The organism is Bacteroides zhangwenhongii, assembly GCF_009193325.2.
In the GTDB taxonomy this organism is placed as follows: Bacteria; Bacteroidota; Bacteroidia; order Bacteroidales; family Bacteroidaceae; genus Bacteroides; species Bacteroides zhangwenhongii.
Window position 1 is genome coordinate 1,854,577 of sequence record NZ_CP059856.1, and the last position, 17,306, is coordinate 1,871,882.

Sequence of the window (17,306 nt, forward strand, 5' to 3'; positions counted from 1 at the left end):
TACTTTACTGATTATCCGGAGTTTCGAGGTGTTATCTTTGTATCGTCAAAAGGGAAAATAATCCCTGCGGCACAATGTTTAACCCTTTAATTTATTGTTTTATGATTCGTTACAAAATTTATCAGAACCAGCAGAAGAAAGGTGTGAATGCGGGTAAGTGGTTCGCCCGTGCGGTAAGCGATGAGACGTATGACCTCGGCAAACTTGCCGAACACATGTCGAAGCACAATTCTCCGTATTCCGGTGGTGTCATCAAAGGTGTGCTCACCGACATGGTGGATTGCATCAAGGAGTTATTGCTCGACGGCAAGAGTGTGAAAATCGATGACCTTGCCATCTTCGGTGTGGGCATACGCAGCAAAGCTGCCGAAACGCTGGAAGAGTTCTCATTGGAGAAGAATATCACCGGGATGCGCCTCAGAGCCCGTGCCACCGGTAATCTGTCTACTACTAATCTGAAGCTCGACAGCCAGCTGAAGCAGCAGGCGGAGTATCAGAAACCTACCGCTTCCGGTGGCGGTTCCGATTCGGGCAATACACCGGATACAAACCCGGATGATAACGGAGGAGAAGCTCCCGACCCGGCAGAGTAACCTCTTGTCACGATCTATGTTGTAAGTCCTTCTTTATAATGAAGGACTTACCTTTAAATTCTTATTATTTTATCACTAAAAATGTAGTTTTATGAGCAATTCATCATCACGCCGCTCCGTATGGGGCCTAGTTCTCAAAATCATTATCACTGTAGCCACCGCTATCGGAGGAGTGTTCGGAATACAAAGCTGTATGTAGGCCGATGAGAACGATCACACTGATTATCATTCATTGCAGTGCTACGCCGGAGGGGAAATCCCTTTCGGCGGAAGCCTGTCGTCTGGACCATATCCGCCATCGTGGGTTCCGCGACATCGGGTATCATTTCTATATCACACGGGACGGAGAAATCCACAGAGGACGATCGCTTGAAGAGGTCGGGGCACATTGCCGGAATCACAATGCCCACTCGATAGGTGCTTGTTATGAAGGCGGACTGGATGCGGACGGAAAGCCGAAGGATACGCGCACATTGGAGCAGAAAGGGGCTTTGCTTGCTTTGTTGAGAGAGTTGAGAAGACAGTTTCCGAAAGCATTGATTGTGGGACATCATGATTTGAATCCCATGAAAGGATGTCCATGCTTTGATGCGGTGAAAGAATACGGACAAGTATAGACCAATACGGGTATTTATCCTTTGGCGCCATCAAAAAAAACTTTTATGAGGACTACTTGTTTTTGAGATATAAACTGTATCTTTGTCATACTTATAATGAAAAAATTATGATAAGTAAGCTTAAGATGTCCAATGTAATGGGATTCGAGACTTTTGAAAATCCGTTTCCATTTCCACAAGTGACTGTTATTCTTGGAAAGAATGATACCTGTAAGACTGCACTCTTGAAGATGATTTATTCCGTTGGCAAAGCCAAAGAATTATATATCAAGCAAACCGTGCACCATCCGGATATTTCATTCAAGAATATCATATCCAAGAAGCTTTTTGACGTATACACCCCTAAAAGGGCAGGTCTGAGCGATATTGTGCGCAAGAATGGCACTCCCAAAAAACTATCTGTAGAATTAAACTTTAAAGAAGAAGATTCGAAAGTCAACTTTTCTTTTGGGGTAGATACCCGTACCACTATTACGGATGTTACTATTACGAACGGAAATAGCAGTGAGATTACCAATTACATATTTATTCCCGCAAAGGAAGTCATCACCGCTTTTAATACGATAAAAGCGATCGCCCGTCAGTACTTCTTTCCTGGTTATGATGATACAACATTGGATCTTATTGATTTGTTGGACATACCTGTGGTACAAGGGGAAGCCAATGTCGAATTTCAGGATATATTAAACAAAATGTCCGAAATGTTTTCCGGCGAGCTGAAACAAGTGGAAAATACGGAACGATTTGTCTTCAAGAAAGGCAATACCGAATTTGCCCTCCCTTTAACAGCAGAAGGAGTTAAACATATAGGTATATTGTCCACACTAATTCAAAACGGACAACTAAATAAGAACTCCGTACTTATTCTCGATGAGCCTGAAGATAATCTGCATCCGGGAGCTATCCGCTCATTGATGAAGATCATTTCAGAGCTCGCGAAGAAAGGTGTACAAATATTTATTACAACTCACAGTTATTTTGCACTAAAGCAACTGCATATAGAAGCACGCTCCAATGCGATGGATATTATGTGCTGTTCATTAAACAGAAACGACAGAGGAACTATCAATACTTTTTTTGGAAATTTGAGAGAGAGTTTGCCGGACAATTCCATTATTAATGAAAGTATGGCCATGTATGATGAAGACATTGACCTTGATAGGAAGACAAAGAGATGAACGCTTGTTGGATAGATTATGAAGATAAGAAATTCTACGCTATAGAGTTAAAAGACTATACAGCAACAGGGAGTTTGGAATCGGCAAATACAGCAGACCGTAAATGGAATATAACCAAGAAGGTGGTTGATACGATGCAAATGTTTCTAGCAGCAAAATATCAAAATACTTTTGGGCAAACTCTGGAGAATGAAAAAAATGTGGATTTGCACAGTTTTTGCCTGGAAGCCTATTTCATTACAATAATCAATGTAGCGGATAGTTCGAAAGGATATATAGGCGCATTCAAGGATAATTGTCTGGAAGCTCTAAGAGGATATACTAAGGTTTGGGATAATGCCCATGTCACTGTGATGACTTATGAGCAAGCTAGACGAAAATTACCTTTTGTGGTATAGAAGTTATTTTTATCAGCCACTCTGATCATAGAAAAACATTATCAGTTGATCATTTGATTAATAATGAGGTGAGGTATTAACATCTTACATGATAGTTTTTACGATTTCGATTTTAAGTCCAAGCGCATCAATGATACGAAAAAATAGCTCCAACTCTATAAATCCTTTCTCGATTCTTGATATATAGTTTTTATTAGTCCCTACTTTGTCAGTCCATTCGGATTGCGTCATTTTTTCTTGTTCCCGCGCTTCTCTAATCATTTGCCCCACACAATAAGACTAACTCTATCTTCACAATCTACTAGCATCCCACAATGTATTTACTCTTGGGTAGCAATGACAAAAATTTTAGCATGATAAAGCACATCACTACGGTCAATAGTGCCGTGAGTGGCGCGTCAATGATGGCATGAATACGAAAATGGTGCATAATAGGCCACGAGATAGCGCGAATCGTAATAAAGTGGCACAGATAAATACCAAATGAGTATTTTGCCACTGACGATATACGAGTTTGCAATGCTTCATTATGATAAGGAAAGTTACGAAATAGCGTTATGATGCATATCACCAGCACTGCACTCGTGATATGCAGGTTACCATCATTTCCAATCCCCATATACACCTTCAATAAATATGAACCAACCAATACGGCTATTATAGCTATACCTAAATAAAGAGTAGAGCTGTTTCTACCCAATCGGATCGGATAACGATGTAGGTAATAGCCTAGTATCCAATATCCCATAAAACCACCAAAATCATTTAGCATGAAATAATGTGACCCCTCATCTGTGCCTATTCCACCATTAAATGGAACCCATATTCGCAAAACAGGAAGTGTCACGCACACAAACCAAATAAAGAGATAAAACTGAAGTTGGCGTTGCGAAGCAAAACGTAACCAAAATGAAATGATAGGCGCAAACAGATATAGTCCAATCATTACATACACAAACCAATAGACGCCTTCAGCCGGTTGTATTGGCATCAGAAATAATTGTTTCAGACATAATTCGATTGGTTTACCTTGCAGATAGTAGTGTAGACAAAAAATATGTATTATTGACCAAATAAATACGGGTGGAAGCAATTTAACAAATCGTTTTTTATAAAAGTTTTTCACCCCACCAGATTCAAGATTCCTGACTGGCAGCAAGATGGCACCAGATAATGCTAAAAACAATTCGCTAGACGGTGAACAGATAAACGAGATAAGATACATCCAGAATCCGTCTTTGCCATCCAGTGAGGGCATCTGAGAGTGAGTCATAATCACTAGGAAACACGCGAATATTCGTAGATTATCAAGATATCCAATGCGCTGCGTTTTTACTTTTGTTTGCATAATATAAATGATCTGTAAAAATAAGTAATTATATTCATATCAGAATAATCGCTCTATGAAAGAATGCTCCTTTTGAATATGCACATTATATCTCATTTGAAGACATAACAAAGGCTCTGCATTCACATTTAAAGCAGCTTCGAAAAGTAACGCTGTTTTTTCTGTCAAAGGACGTCATTCATTCAAAATTTCGTTCAAAGCGGAATAGGCGATTCCCATATCTTTAGCCCACTGCCATTGAGAAATACCTCGATATTCGAGCTCTTTTTTTAGAATTACTCCTGGATATATGAGGTATGCAGGGAGCAGGTTATTTGCTACCATATCAGACGGAAAACTTTTCTTGCTCATATTCAAGCGGTATTAGTAATTTTTCGCATCTCTCATCAAATCAATGATCCGAGTATATTTCTTAATGATTAATTTTGTAAATATTTATTCTAAAGTTCAATCGCTTCTTTGATTGATTCCACAATATAACGTACATCACCATCCGTCACATAAGGACCCGCAGGTAGACAGAATCCAACCTTGAAAATATCCTCTTCCACCCCATTAGTATAGAAAGGAGCATCCGCATAAACCGGCTGCTTATGCATCGGCTTCCAGACAGGCCTGCATTCTATCCTCTTAGATAGCATGAATATACGTAATGCTTCCACATTCTCATTCGGCTGACAGTCAGTTATAGCACTATCTACGGCTTTAATCACACCAGCAGCACCACCCACAGCAGTCTTGATAACTTCCTTATAGGCATTCTCCTGCCCTACCACCTTCACTTCCGGATCGATGGTAGCAGTACAAAGCCAGAAATTAGAATCATAGCGGGAATCAGCAGGTTGCTTGTGAATATGCACGCCCTCCACATCTGACAACAATTCTTCATAAAGTGCCTGCACATGCTTATGATGAGCAATATGAGCATCGGCAACGGTCATCTGACCGCGACCTATACCGGCACAGACATTACTCATGCGGTAATTATAACCGATCGCAGTATGCTGATAGTAAGGATAAGCATCCCGAGCTTGGGTCGCATACCACATAATGGTATTCTTATCCTCTGCATTCCGGCAGATTAGGGCGCCACCACCCGATGTAGTAATCATCTTGTTACCATTGAAAGAAAGTACACCGAAACGACCGAAAGTGCCCAGCACCTTACCACCGAATTTGGAGCCAAATCCCTCAGCTGCATCCTCTACCACAGGAATATCATAACGATTGGCAATCTCCATAATGCGCTCGCAATCATAAGGCATACCATAAAGAGCCACAGGTACAATAGCCTTAGGCTTTTTACCGGTTTTTGCAATACGCTCTTTGATAGCCTCTTCAAGTAGTACAGGATCCATATTCCAGGTTTCTTTTTCCGAACCCACAAATACCGGCTTTGCACCAAGATAAGTGATAGGATGTGAAGAAGCGCAGAAAGTGAAGGACTGCACTAATACTTCATCACCTGGCTGCACACCGCAGCCGATAAGAGCAAGGTGTACAGCGGCTGTACCGGCACTCAAAGCCACAACTTCATTTTCTCCTCCGACAAAGTTCTTGAGATCATTCTCAAACGCATTCACATTTGGTCCTAAAGGTACTACCCAATTGGTATCAAATGCTTCTTTTACATATTTCTGTTCAATCCCCTCCTCACTCATGTGAGCAAGGCAGAGGTAAATTGTTTTTTCAGGAATGTAACTCATAATCTTATACAGTGTTTATACCTTACAACTTTAATCACTCTCCTACATTCAATAGAATATCACACTTTGAAAACATCTTACCATATTCTGGGAAAAAGATCTCATTGTTAACATCTTCACCTTTCACCCATGCAACAATAGCCTTAGGCATATTCACACCAGCCTCCTGTGAAAAAGGATAGCCACCGCCAAAGCGGGGATTGAGTTCTAGTACATAGTACTCACCATCACGTTCCAGCACGTCACAATCAAGATTACCGATATGTTTCAAAGCCTTACCAATTGTAGCACCAATCTCACGAATCTTGACATTATCAACTGTGATAGCCTTATCGGTTTCACCACTACGCATAGCCAGCTTTTGCTTTACAGATACACCGCGATATTCACCTTTCAGGTCATTTGCAATATCCAAGCCATATTCTGGGCCTTTGATGACTTCCTGGATTAGCAAAAAGTTATCATCTACCGATGCAGTAGCCAAAATAGATTTCATCACCTTCTTACGATCAAGTTGATATACCATCTCAAGTTCCTCCAAGTCATCAACGAACTCTAGGCCAATAGAACCAGATCCCCAACGAGGCTTAAGAATAAGAGGAAACTTCAATTCACCAGCCTTTATAGCAGCCACCGCTTCGTTATAAGCTACATATGTCTTCGGAGTCCTTAGCCCAAGACTTTCAATAAAATGTGCAGTTTTATATTTATCAAAACAAACATCTATCACACTAGGGTCAGATACAATAACCTTCACTCCCAATGCTTCGAAATCTGCCTTACATTTTGACAGAATGGGTAACTCCAAATCATTGAGCGATATAAGAATATCTATTTTTTGTTCCTTACATATCTCCAATGTCTTGGGTATATAATCTTCTGCATATACACGAGGCACCTGAATCTTAACATCAGCAACCGTAAATGCGGGAGCACTTAACTGCATATCAGTAGCAACAATGTTGCCATCCTCTCCAATCACCTCCTTGAAGTATTTTAGCAGGTAACGACGACGACCTGCACAAGTAAACAGTATGTTCATAAACTATAGTGTATATAAAGTTACAACATCGTCAATTGTCTGCCGACGTCGCACTATAAAGGTTTTATCATCATTATCCGTGACACCTATTATAGGAGATATGAAATTTATGAAAGTCGGTGCAAGTACAATTGTGTATGCCCCCACACCATCAATCTTCACATAATCACCATATTCAATTCTTTCCGGAACCTCCACCTCCTTAAGAATCACATCTTTCTCCATACATGTAGAACCTACTAGGTTGGCAATATAAGTTTCATTACAACATTCTTTTGTATAGAATATATGAGGTAAATTGTTACTATGAAGTGTAGGCTTAACATCAAATACTGTTCCATCCGTCGTCAAGAACTTTTGTCCCGCAATATCTTTCACCTGAAAGATTTTTGAGACATAACTGAACACATTCGCTACCACAGATACTCCAGGCTCTATCACAATAGTCGGCTGCACTTGCTTAAACCACTCATTTGATAAACAAGCATCCAAAATACAGTTGGCATAGTTCTCGTACTTTGGCTTGTTACTTACATCAATCCCTTTAGCTGCCGCACCAAAGAAGCCACCACCAACATCAAAATATTGTAAATCATTTAATTCCAGATACTCACAAACTTGAAGCATTTGCAACACTATCAGGTTATAGTTTGCAACAGCTCTATCAGAGGACGAAGTGTGACCATGTAACGATACTATTTTGATACCATTATCACGCAATAATGAGACAACTCCTTTCAGCATTGTCTGTGAAAAGCCAAATCTTCCTATACGTAAACCACATTGAAGCTTTGATACTCCATCCTTATCAGTCAGATCTATATTAAGTCGAAGTCCTACCGAAACTTCTTCTTCAGGATGTTCCGACTTATATTTCAACACTGTATCCAATTCATAAGCAGAGTCAAGGTTTATTACGGCCTTATCTTTTAAAGCTGTAATTAGAACAGAATCTTTTTTTATCGGTCCATTAAATATGATATGCTCAAAACCTATACGTTTTGCCAGTACATACTCCATTTCAGAAACAACCTCGGCATAACATCCTGCTTCCTTAGCTATCTTACATAATGCAGGCACATAATTAGTCTTAAACGAATAACCAACAACCAACCTGTTATATCTTGGCTTGAAAGCTGCCTGAAAAGCTTTAATATTAGCTAAAAATATGCCACCATCCATCAAATAGTAAGGTGTACCATATTTTCTTGCAATTTTGTCTAATTGTACAAAGTTCATATCAAATACATCAATTCTTTATTTTATACATCTCTCTGTTACAGAAGTTTTCATAACTCTACATTGACAATATCCCCTTTCTGTACAGCCTCTAACAAAGGAGTTTTTAAATCCGGTATAGTCATTAGTAATATTTTTTCAATTTAGTCCATTAAAATCTTCCATTGTAGCAGAAGTAGCGGAGCTAATCCCCTCACGTATCAACACTTTTTTCAACGTAAGAAAAATGATTCTCACATCCAACAAAAAAGAACAATGGTCCACATACCACACATCCAAGATAAACTTCTCATTCCATGACAACGAGTTACGACCATGACATTGCGCCCAACCTGATATTCCTGGACGTACCTCGTGACGACGAGCCTGCTCCCTGGTATATAGAGGTAAATATTGCACAAGAAGCGGACGTGGACCGATAAGTGACATATCACCTACAAGTACATTCCAAAACTGTGGTAACTCGTCAATACTTGTTGAACGCACAAACTTTCCCACCTTGGTCAAACGTTTCTCGTCAGGCAACATATTGCCGTTTATATCACGTTCATCAGTCATCGTTTTAAACTTGACAATCTTAAAAATCTTGTCATCTTTACCAGGACGCTCCTGAAAGAAAAATGCTCCGGCACCTTTATTAGCAAAATGTAACCATAAGGCTACAACTAGCATAGGAATAAACAGAATACTCAAAGCAACAAAGGCAATACTGAAGTCTATAACCCTTTTAAAAAAGTGTTTGTACATATTATAATATTTCATCATAAAAATCATATAAACACTGACGCACAAATCCCTGCTCATATCTCGAAGCTACCAACTTACGGGCGTTCTTTGCTAAAGAATTACGATAATCAGTATTAAGCATACGCTTCATAGCTTCATAAAGGGCATTAGTACTTTTTGGAGGAACGATAGTTCCATTTTCACCTTCTATAACAATTTCACGCGCACCGTTAATATCAGTCACAATTTGAGGTAATCCCATAGCACCAGCCTCTATCACCACATTTGGAACCCCTTCTCGATATGATGCAAGTACGGCAACATCCGATGTAGCAAACCAAGGACGCACATCATTTTGACTACCTACTATATTAATAGACGGACACTCAGCAATAGCCTTCATCGTTTCAGATTTCAGAGGATCAAGCTCCTTCTCTTCAGGACCAACAAGAATCAAACGGGTATCAGGATATTCCTTGTGTAACTTAACATAAGCCTCTATCAATTCATTTATCCCTTTATCACTCACCAAACGCCCCACAGTGATAAAAGTGACAACACCATCCAGATGCAACTTCTCGGCTTGAGATATGACTTCTGGCGTTCTGTCAAAATGTTCAAGATCTATACCACAACAACTACCATAACCGAGTACCTTAATCGTTTTCTTAGTAATCCTATTATTCACAAGATCATTTTTTACCCCTTCACCTTCGGGAATGATATGTGTAGCACAGATACAAGTGAGCCAGTCAGTGATCATCAGAATTTTTCTCTTTAGTCCAACCGTAGTGGGAAATACAAGACCTGTAAAGGTGTGCACACGCACAGGAACACCAGCCAATCGTGCAGCCATCATGCAAAGCAGACCTGCTTTCGGAGTCATAGAATGAACTATTTGTGGTTTTTCGCGACGAAACACAAACCATATTTTCCACAAAGATTTCATATCTTTTATAAGAGATATGTGCCGTTCCATATCCACCTCTAGACCTTTTACATCAGGGTATATTTCACGAATTTTTCCCCATTCAGGCCCTGATGATGAAAGAAGCACCATTTCATATTTCTTTTGCAAATCAGAAAGCATACCCGTCACAAATACCAACGACATAGGTACCGTACAAGTACGAATCATTTTAGGTTTTGACATTATATTTAATGTAACAAATTCTTCACTTTGAACATTAACACAAAAAGCCAAGCAAGATGATACCGAACCATTCTATAACGAAAACGTCCTTTATTGGAAAATGCAAATGGATCAATTTCGGGAATTATTATATTTGCTTCCTTAAATGTGTTGTGGTAGCGTTTTAGATTCTGATAGTTATCAGTAATTAGATTGATCTTAGCAAGAAACTGAAATGCATATTTTGTTTTTTCAAAATCTTTTGCATCAATCATTGATTCAAAAAACTCCGATAGATGTTCTGCTATCCCTATCATCTGCTCCACTTGCTTAATGCCATAGACAGATGTCATAGCATTTTCATTGGTTCTATTATAGTGATAATAAGCATTCTCCAAATATACTATTCTATTCGCATAATAAAATACACGAGTAAACAAACCATTATCCTCCCACATATTCAATCCTATCCAGGGAAGAATATCATTATCTACATAAATAGAACGACGTACTAGTTTGTTACAAGTAGACATATGGTAAGTATTCTTATACCAATTTTTTAATATTTCCTTACCACTGTTAACTGATAGATAACAATCTCTAACAACGTTCCCATTAATTCGTTCATCTATAAGTCCACAAATTACTACATCTGCATTTTCTTTAATAGCTTTGTTATACATTCGTTCGTACAAATCAAGGTCAACCCAATCATCGCCATCACAATGGATGACATATTGACCTGTAGCTTCAATTATCCCCTGCCTTCTAACGGAGGCTTGACCTCCGTTAGAAGGCAGGTTAATAATTCGTGTTAGCGAATTTCGATTTTTGTATGATTTAAGTGTTTCCTTGATAATCTCTACTGAATTATCGAGCCCACAGTCATCAATAAACAAAATCTCCAAACTATCAATAGTTTGTTCAAAAAGAGATTTTGCACATCTCTTTATATACTTTTCCACGTTGTAAACAGGAACTATAACAGTAACTTTAGGCACCTTTTCCATTTAATCGATTTTTGTTCAATTCCCAGTTATCCATAATATAAAAATATAATACCAAGTAGTTCAATACAAAATTTTTTTGATGTCCTACATATTTTTAATCTCTAGCATTCATAGCTGAAACTAGATTCTTTTAATTCCTTAATGACAATAAATAATAGAAAAGTTTATCTGGAAGCAAACAGCAGAGTGAAGCCATTCTAAAGCCAAAGTACTTATATATCCAAGCAAAAGGACGATGATTAAGATGTAGTACACTGGGCTGACGAAGCTGCTTGTTACCACACACCGCCTCCGCAATAGAACGTTCCTCGCTATTGAACTTCTCCTTGCAAGCATCAAATAGCTCACGCCCCTGCACCGTATTAATCAATACTAACGATAGACCTTGATCATGCTTCTGCTGAAGTTTTAATGGTCCACATCCCCAAAAATCCCCTATTGTGATGTCCGATATGCGTTCCGGCCTAGCGTATTGGCATTGATAACACACCTCATTATAATTAGCTGACCGATAAAAGGCAATAAAATAGAAATCCTGATGAAGCAAACGGCTTCGCAATTCTCTACCATTTTCACCTATCACAGATAGGTGAAAATGACCTTTCTTTCGAAAGGTCATTGTCACCACGTTTTTGCGTTCGATACCACAAAATCTTAGGTTCTCAAACAAATTTTTTTGAGATGAGACACCATGACAAATAATATCTACTGTATAAAGATTATCATAGCCACGATGAAGATAAGACTTCAAACCAGCAACTTGGCAGGGTGTACCCACAAATAACACCTTTCTGTAATCTCGCAAATCAGCTTTCACTGCACGTATTATATCTACAGAAAGCTGGCTCTGTACATATTTAGAACCCTTCAGCAATGATAAATTTTCTAACTTATCTACACGAATATGCTTGATGTCCCCACCAATAGATGCACAACCATACACTACTCCTCCCCCATTAATCACATGAGTAGAAAGAACAGAGGCAGCTCCCCCTGAAGTACTTGTATGGTAATCTTCTTCATCCTTACTCCAGGCGGCAAAAGCCGCTTGCGGAGTCGCCAATTTCAAAGGTACATTTTGCGGACAAACCTTTGTACATATCCCACAATCCACACACCTACTTGTGTCAATCGTTGGCATAAAGTGACCATATACTCCTTGCTCGGTCATGCTGATAGCCTGATGCACACACGATGCAGCACATGCTACACACCCCGTACAAAGCCCACTCTTACTCACCCGATTCATAGATACATCTTTTTAAATAATCAAATGAAAATTGGCGTTCAGTATTAATCACTTCATCCACTAGTTGCCAATTTGTTTCTTTCTTTTGCAACACGTTGTCAATCTCTGTGACAGAATTGATAGAACAATCTTCCATACTCATTTGCCTTAGCAAATAATTTATACGATTATCCTTTAGTCCACGTATTGAAATCAATTTTTTATGAAATATCATAGCAAATGCAGTACCATGAAAAGAGCTTGATATTACATACTCTGCATTAACCAATAAATTTAAGAATTCGATCGGCCCTGCTGCTAACTGACGTGTGAAAGGAACAAACAAATCATATAGATTCGAGAAATTACAAACGACAACAGGAAGTGACGTTTTTGCCGATACTGTTTTCACCATCTCAATCATCTCCTTATCTGCAAACACTGTATAGAAAAAGATATATTTCCTTTTGTTCATTTCGATTGGAAGTTTAGACAACCAATCTGACGATGTCAACAAAAATACCGGATCAATATTAATTTGTACCTCTCTATCAGTTACTGCTTCTATTGCTTCCTTCGTTCCATTATCTCGAACACTAATTGAATCAAAATCCTTCGCATACTCTCCAATAAGGTTCAGGGTATTCTTAGGCAAACTGCCGAAAGAACCGGAACATGCAGCATAAGATATTTTCTTTCCTTTTACAAAAGGCAGATAATAAGCCCAATCAAAATCGCTGGGTAACGGATTCCAAATTTGATCACTACCAGCAATGAAAAGATCAGCTTCTAAATGTCCTTCTTTTAATGCATCTAACGTAGTGTATTCTTTCTCAGTAAGTTTTAGATAGTTTTTTTTAAATGCATTATACAAATCATGTCTTTTCTTCAACCCGCGATAGAAACACAAATGTGACAAATCTTTTAAAAAAGGGATTAAAGCAAAACGATATGAGAAAACCCGCATTATCTTTCGTTGTTCTGCGCTTGAAAAGTTTATAATCTTGTTATCACAGCCCAATCCTAGTAACGTTTGCTGCAACGCATAAGCTTGCAACATAGACCCGTGGTTGTGCGATGCGTGGTATGTTATCGTTAGTGTTTTATTCTTTAACATTTTATATTATTTTTCTAAGAAATGGAACAAGAAATGGAGGAACTAAAATTTTGGATAAACTCTTAGCTATTATAAGATATGGATATTTTATATTCAATCCTCGCAGAATTTCCCAATGCATCTTTGCTCCTCTCAAACGGTCTTTAACTTTGCGCCGAGCTATAGCATTCTTATCATCACGCATCATATAAAGTATCTCCTGAATATTATATCCCTTTAATCCAGCACGATACATTTTATACCAAAGATAATAATCCTCCGCCCGTTCAACTTTTTCACCAGTTGTATATCCATTTACCAAATCGTACGCTGATTTCCTAACCATACAAGGAGCATGACAGAATGGTGCACAATCCTTAAAATCACAGTTTTGAGGATATTCGACTGCCTTACCTTCACGCCAGATACCACGTTCATCAAAATGAGCCATAGGAGTGCTAACAAAAGCAAATTCTGGATGTGCATCCAAAAATTTTATTTCCTTCTCAAAACGAGTTGGCAAAGAAATATCATCTCCGTCCATACGAGCTACATACTCTGTATCTACATAACCAAGGCAATGATTCAGTGTTGCAGCAAGCTTAATATTATGTTCGTTCTGAATAACCAGATAATTTTGATGCTCTTCCGCCCATCGCAAAGCCACCTGCAGAGTATCATCTTTAGAACCATCATCACACAGAACAACCTTGAAATTTTTATATGTTTGGGATTCCAAAGACTTCAATGCCTCCACAAGAGTGTCAGCACAGTTATAAATACCCATAATTACAGTTATACGTGGTAAATCTCTCATAATATCATCTTCTTAACAATTGACTGATTTTCAGAATCCACCTTTCACCCAATATAGCAATCAACTTATTCTTCAGTATATGTATACGCCAACTCATCGTATTGTGATCAATCCAGGAGCACGAATAATGGTGAATGGCAACCGTATTTTTTGTCATTGTTATAATACCCGTTGTAGAATCCATAGGACAAAAATAATCCGCCGGATAGATATTCACGTCCGCTACTTTCTGAAACCGATGTTCATTAACCATTCCATGCCTTTTCAAAATCTCCGTAGTATAATCCACTACGGTACCATCAGCAATTGCAAAATTTTCCTTGGCATTATATAAGTCCAAAAGTTCACCAATAATCTTGAGACCCGGTCTCACACCTAATCCCAGTCCTGGAGCTACCCCAAGAAGCTCTGTGCAAAATTCGCCTCTATCCTGCTGTTGAGTAGCTAAACTTTTTTCAAACGCCATAAAGTTGCCCACAGCAATAATATGATTCATATCTTTTAGAATCTCAACATCAGTATCAAAATATAGCCCACCCTCTTCAAACAGTACAAAAAAACGGACATAATCACTCACAAAGGCATACTTCTTAGCCTCATAAGCTTGCTTAACATACGGACAACAATTCACATCAAAATTATTCTCATTCCATTCCTTGATCTCATAATCAGGCAGATATTTTTTCCATGAAGCTATACATTCTAAAGCATCTTTTGGTAATGGATTACCACCAAACCAACAATAATGAATTATTTTAGGTATAATATCATGCATAATAAACAAATGACATAAATAACGTAAACACCAAATGTACCATCACAACATACTTACGCATACGCACTAATGGATGCTTTTCATCTGCTATTGCATAACAAGGATAAATAAGTATTATCGGATACATAAACCACGAAAGATATGCAATGCGATTGGTAAATTCAGCATACATACAAAGCATCCATACGCCATTACATGTCAAATACATATTTAACATCATATCATAAAATTTATCCTCCAACTTATATTTATACTTCACATAGTAACCAATGAGAACTGGCATAGCAGAATATATAACGAAATCCATTCTAAAGCCCCCACGACCTCCCCATGCATTATCAGAATTAGAAGTCAAATAAGCAGCTCCTGACTCATCCGAAAAATCAGCAAACAGAGTCTGGAAGAATGATATATGCAAAACTGCCATTGCCAAACAAAACAGCCATCCATAAAAATACCATTCTTTCTTTTTAAATATCAAAGTTAAAATATAAGCAACAACAGGCATTTGCATCGAATGATGAAATCCCCACGATAACAACAAAAACAGTATTGAAACCCACATTTTATCTCTGTACGCCAATGCTACTAGAAAGAACGAACTAGCAACACCAGCCTTAATACCATTAGTTCCATAAGAAAATGTGGAAAATGCAGCTAAACATACTAAAAATACAAGCATAGTATTAGAAGGAAACAACTTTCTACATGCAACAAGCATAGGAATAAAATACAAAGCTGCCATAAGCACGAAAAACAGAGTTGTATCAGAAAAAATATAACTCATATAAGCATAAAGATTATCAAACAGTATATTTTGTGCGCCCCAATCAAATCCTTCCCACTCATACAATCCCCACCAACTATTATAGTTCATCATATCAACAAAAAGATATGATACAGGTCTGAAGCCTATAAAAAGCACTAAGAATATGCACAATATTACACTACCAACAATCGGCTCAATGGTTGTAAGACTATGGCGATATGAAACAGTAATCAAAGTCAAGAGAGTAACAATAAAAAGATAAACACCCTGATAAAAAGAAGCATCAATCATACTCAATCCATTAAGTTATAAATCTTATTCACCTCTGCCTCATTTCCAAAATCGTGACTGCTCAGATACTCTACTATTTTCTCCCTAAGCTCTATATTTTGAATTACATTTACTATCCCTATTGCAGTCTCTACCTCATTCAAAGGCACAATCACACCATCCACACCACTCGTTATCTGCGACTTAGCGGTCGGATAATCCGTTATCACCACAGGTTTATATAGTATTTGAGCTTCACGCACTGTCACGCTCTTACCTTCATAGACGCTGGGCTGACAATAAATGTCCGCAGCCTTGATATATGGATACGGATTGTTTTTTTTGCCAAGTAGAATCATGCGGTGACGCATGTTATATTTGTCCAACGCCTCCTGAATTAACTTATCCGGACCATAACCGATAACGTACCACTTGAAGTTTACACCACGTCTCTCCATCTCAGCGCAAATGTGTGGAATACCTTCTATTTTTTTTGGGGGGGAAAAGCGACCTATCGTCAATATCGTCGTTTCTCCCTCATTCTGCGGTATTTCGTCACTTACATCCTCTAGTGTCGCTTGTTGACGCACAAATACAGGCGAAAGAATATTTTCTATAAGCACAATCTTATCCTTTAATTTTGGAAAAGTCTGTAAGAAAGTTTTAGTACAGTCCTCACTAATGGAAGCCACATAATCAAAGCCATTCCATACCAGAAGCTCTTTATCATGATTCACGTGAATTGTAGAATAGTCAGTATGTATCCAACAGATCTTTTTTCTCGCCCTCACTTTATTCAAAACAATATTATGTGGAGAAAGGAAACTGATGGCAAGATCATACTCACCCAGATGTTCCAAAGATGTTAAGCCCCCCTCTACAGCATCTGCTATATATTGAAATACACTCGCGTCGTGCAAACGTTCTTCCGCAGCCAAAAAACTCACATATTGCTTGTGTTTCCATTTTGCCCACAATCTGCGTAGCGCAATACCAAGATGTCCCTCTCTCACTATATTTTTGATAGGTCGTTCTATGCAAGTGTATTCAGGTATCTCTGGCAACAGATTCACACATTTTGGAATCAAGGGCATAAATTCACCCGTATGCTGATTCACGAATAGGTCTATATCCACCCTCTCTATGTCTAGTACTGACAGCAAGCCCAACAAAGCACGCTCCGCACCACCAATCTCAAGATAGTGAATATTAATAAATATTCTTTTCTTCATCTTTTTATATTTATCACTTAAATAACCGAATATCCAAAAATCAAGTTTAATTCAGCTAAATTCGATAACAAACTATTTTTCCTTGTTAATCAGACTTAATGTGGTGACCGATAATATATTGTGCCAGCGG

19 protein-coding genes and 1 pseudogene are annotated in these 17,306 nt (G+C 38.4%); 5 read left to right on the top strand and 15 right to left on the bottom strand.

Annotated features, from left to right (window positions below; all coding sequences use genetic code 11):
• Positions 1–101: 101 nt before the first annotated feature.
• The 5 genes from GD630_RS07465 (at position 102) to GD630_RS07485 (ending at position 2,786) form a co-directional block, all read left to right on the top strand.
• Positions 102–593 carry an HU family DNA-binding protein gene (locus GD630_RS07465; RefSeq protein WP_143865711.1) on the top strand — a complete coding sequence of 164 codons (492 nt, stop codon included), beginning with the start codon at positions 102–104 and terminating at the stop codon, positions 591–593.
• A gap of 91 nt (positions 594–684) precedes the next feature.
• A complete protein-coding gene (locus tag GD630_RS07470; RefSeq protein WP_152276068.1) occupies positions 685–792 on the top strand; it encodes a smalltalk protein in 108 nt (35 codons plus the stop codon).
• 4 nt (positions 793–796) lie between these two features.
• On the top strand, positions 797–1,210 hold the full coding sequence (locus GD630_RS07475) for an N-acetylmuramoyl-L-alanine amidase (RefSeq protein ID WP_143865709.1): 414 nt from the start codon (positions 797–799) through the stop codon (positions 1,208–1,210).
• A 107-nt stretch (positions 1,211–1,317) separates the two neighbouring features.
• On the top strand, positions 1,318–2,388 hold the full coding sequence (locus tag GD630_RS07480; RefSeq protein ID WP_143865707.1) for an ATP-binding protein: 1,071 nt from the start codon (positions 1,318–1,320) through the stop codon (positions 2,386–2,388).
• Positions 2,385–2,786, top strand: coding sequence for a hypothetical protein (locus tag GD630_RS07485; protein WP_143865705.1), 402 nt, complete (start codon positions 2,385–2,387; stop codon positions 2,784–2,786). Before GD630_RS07480 ends, GD630_RS07485 begins: the two co-directional genes overlap by 4 nt.
• 84 nt (positions 2,787–2,870) lie before the next feature.
• Here the strand turns inward: GD630_RS07485 and GD630_RS07490 are convergent.
• The 15 genes and pseudogenes from GD630_RS07490 to GD630_RS07560 all read right to left on the bottom strand — a co-directional run.
• A pseudogene (locus tag GD630_RS07490) lies at positions 2,871–3,065 on the bottom strand (helix-turn-helix domain-containing protein); the annotation flags it as partial.
• 22 nt (positions 3,066–3,087) lie between these two features.
• Entirely contained in the window at positions 3,088–4,134 is a 1,047-nt protein-coding gene (locus tag GD630_RS07495; RefSeq protein WP_143865702.1) for an acyltransferase, read from the bottom strand.
• 174 nt (positions 4,135–4,308) lie between these two features.
• A complete protein-coding gene (locus GD630_RS21490; protein WP_317168850.1) occupies positions 4,309–4,485 on the bottom strand; it encodes a hypothetical protein in 177 nt (58 codons plus the stop codon).
• 89 nt (positions 4,486–4,574) lie between these two features.
• Positions 4,575–5,840: a DegT/DnrJ/EryC1/StrS family aminotransferase gene (locus GD630_RS07505; protein ID WP_143865701.1), complete on the bottom strand. Its 1,266-nt coding sequence runs from the start codon at positions 5,838–5,840 to the stop codon at positions 4,575–4,577.
• Between the two features lie 34 nt (positions 5,841–5,874).
• A complete protein-coding gene (locus GD630_RS07510; protein ID WP_143865699.1) occupies positions 5,875–6,882 on the bottom strand; it encodes an ATP-grasp domain-containing protein in 1,008 nt (335 codons plus the stop codon).
• Between the two features lie 3 nt (positions 6,883–6,885).
• Entirely contained in the window at positions 6,886–8,121 is a 1,236-nt protein-coding gene (locus GD630_RS07515) for a type III PLP-dependent enzyme domain-containing protein (protein ID WP_143865697.1), read from the bottom strand.
• Between the two features lie 138 nt (positions 8,122–8,259).
• On the bottom strand, positions 8,260–8,868 hold the full coding sequence (locus tag GD630_RS07520) for a sugar transferase (protein WP_143865900.1): 609 nt from the start codon (positions 8,866–8,868) through the stop codon (positions 8,260–8,262).
• Position 8,869: 1 nt separating this feature from the next.
• Positions 8,870–10,000: a glycosyltransferase family 4 protein gene (locus tag GD630_RS07525; RefSeq protein WP_143865695.1), complete on the bottom strand. Its 1,131-nt coding sequence runs from the start codon at positions 9,998–10,000 to the stop codon at positions 8,870–8,872.
• A 5-nt stretch (positions 10,001–10,005) separates the two neighbouring features.
• Positions 10,006–10,989, bottom strand: coding sequence for a glycosyltransferase family 2 protein (locus GD630_RS07530; RefSeq protein WP_143865693.1), 984 nt, complete (start codon positions 10,987–10,989; stop codon positions 10,006–10,008).
• A 130-nt stretch (positions 10,990–11,119) separates the two neighbouring features.
• Complete coding sequence (locus tag GD630_RS07535; RefSeq protein ID WP_143865691.1) at positions 11,120–12,238, bottom strand: Coenzyme F420 hydrogenase/dehydrogenase, beta subunit C-terminal domain; 1,119 nt, start codon at positions 12,236–12,238, stop codon at positions 11,120–11,122.
• Positions 12,222–13,277, bottom strand: coding sequence for a polysaccharide pyruvyl transferase family protein (locus GD630_RS07540; RefSeq protein ID WP_182505732.1), 1,056 nt, complete (start codon positions 13,275–13,277; stop codon positions 12,222–12,224). The genes GD630_RS07535 and GD630_RS07540 overlap by 17 nt, the downstream gene beginning before the upstream one ends.
• A 58-nt stretch (positions 13,278–13,335) precedes the next feature.
• Complete coding sequence (locus tag GD630_RS07545) at positions 13,336–14,130, bottom strand: glycosyltransferase (protein WP_143865687.1); 795 nt, start codon at positions 14,128–14,130, stop codon at positions 13,336–13,338.
• Positions 14,131–14,134: 4 nt separating this feature from the next.
• Entirely contained in the window at positions 14,135–14,905 is a 771-nt protein-coding gene (locus GD630_RS07550; protein ID WP_143865685.1) for a glycosyltransferase family 32 protein, read from the bottom strand.
• Entirely contained in the window at positions 14,898–15,965 is a 1,068-nt protein-coding gene (locus GD630_RS07555; RefSeq protein ID WP_143865683.1) for an EpsG family protein, read from the bottom strand. The genes GD630_RS07550 and GD630_RS07555 overlap by 8 nt, the downstream gene beginning before the upstream one ends.
• 2 nt (positions 15,966–15,967) lie before the next feature.
• Entirely contained in the window at positions 15,968–17,176 is a 1,209-nt protein-coding gene (locus GD630_RS07560) for a glycosyltransferase (protein ID WP_143865681.1), read from the bottom strand.
• Positions 17,177–17,306 lie beyond the last annotated feature (130 nt).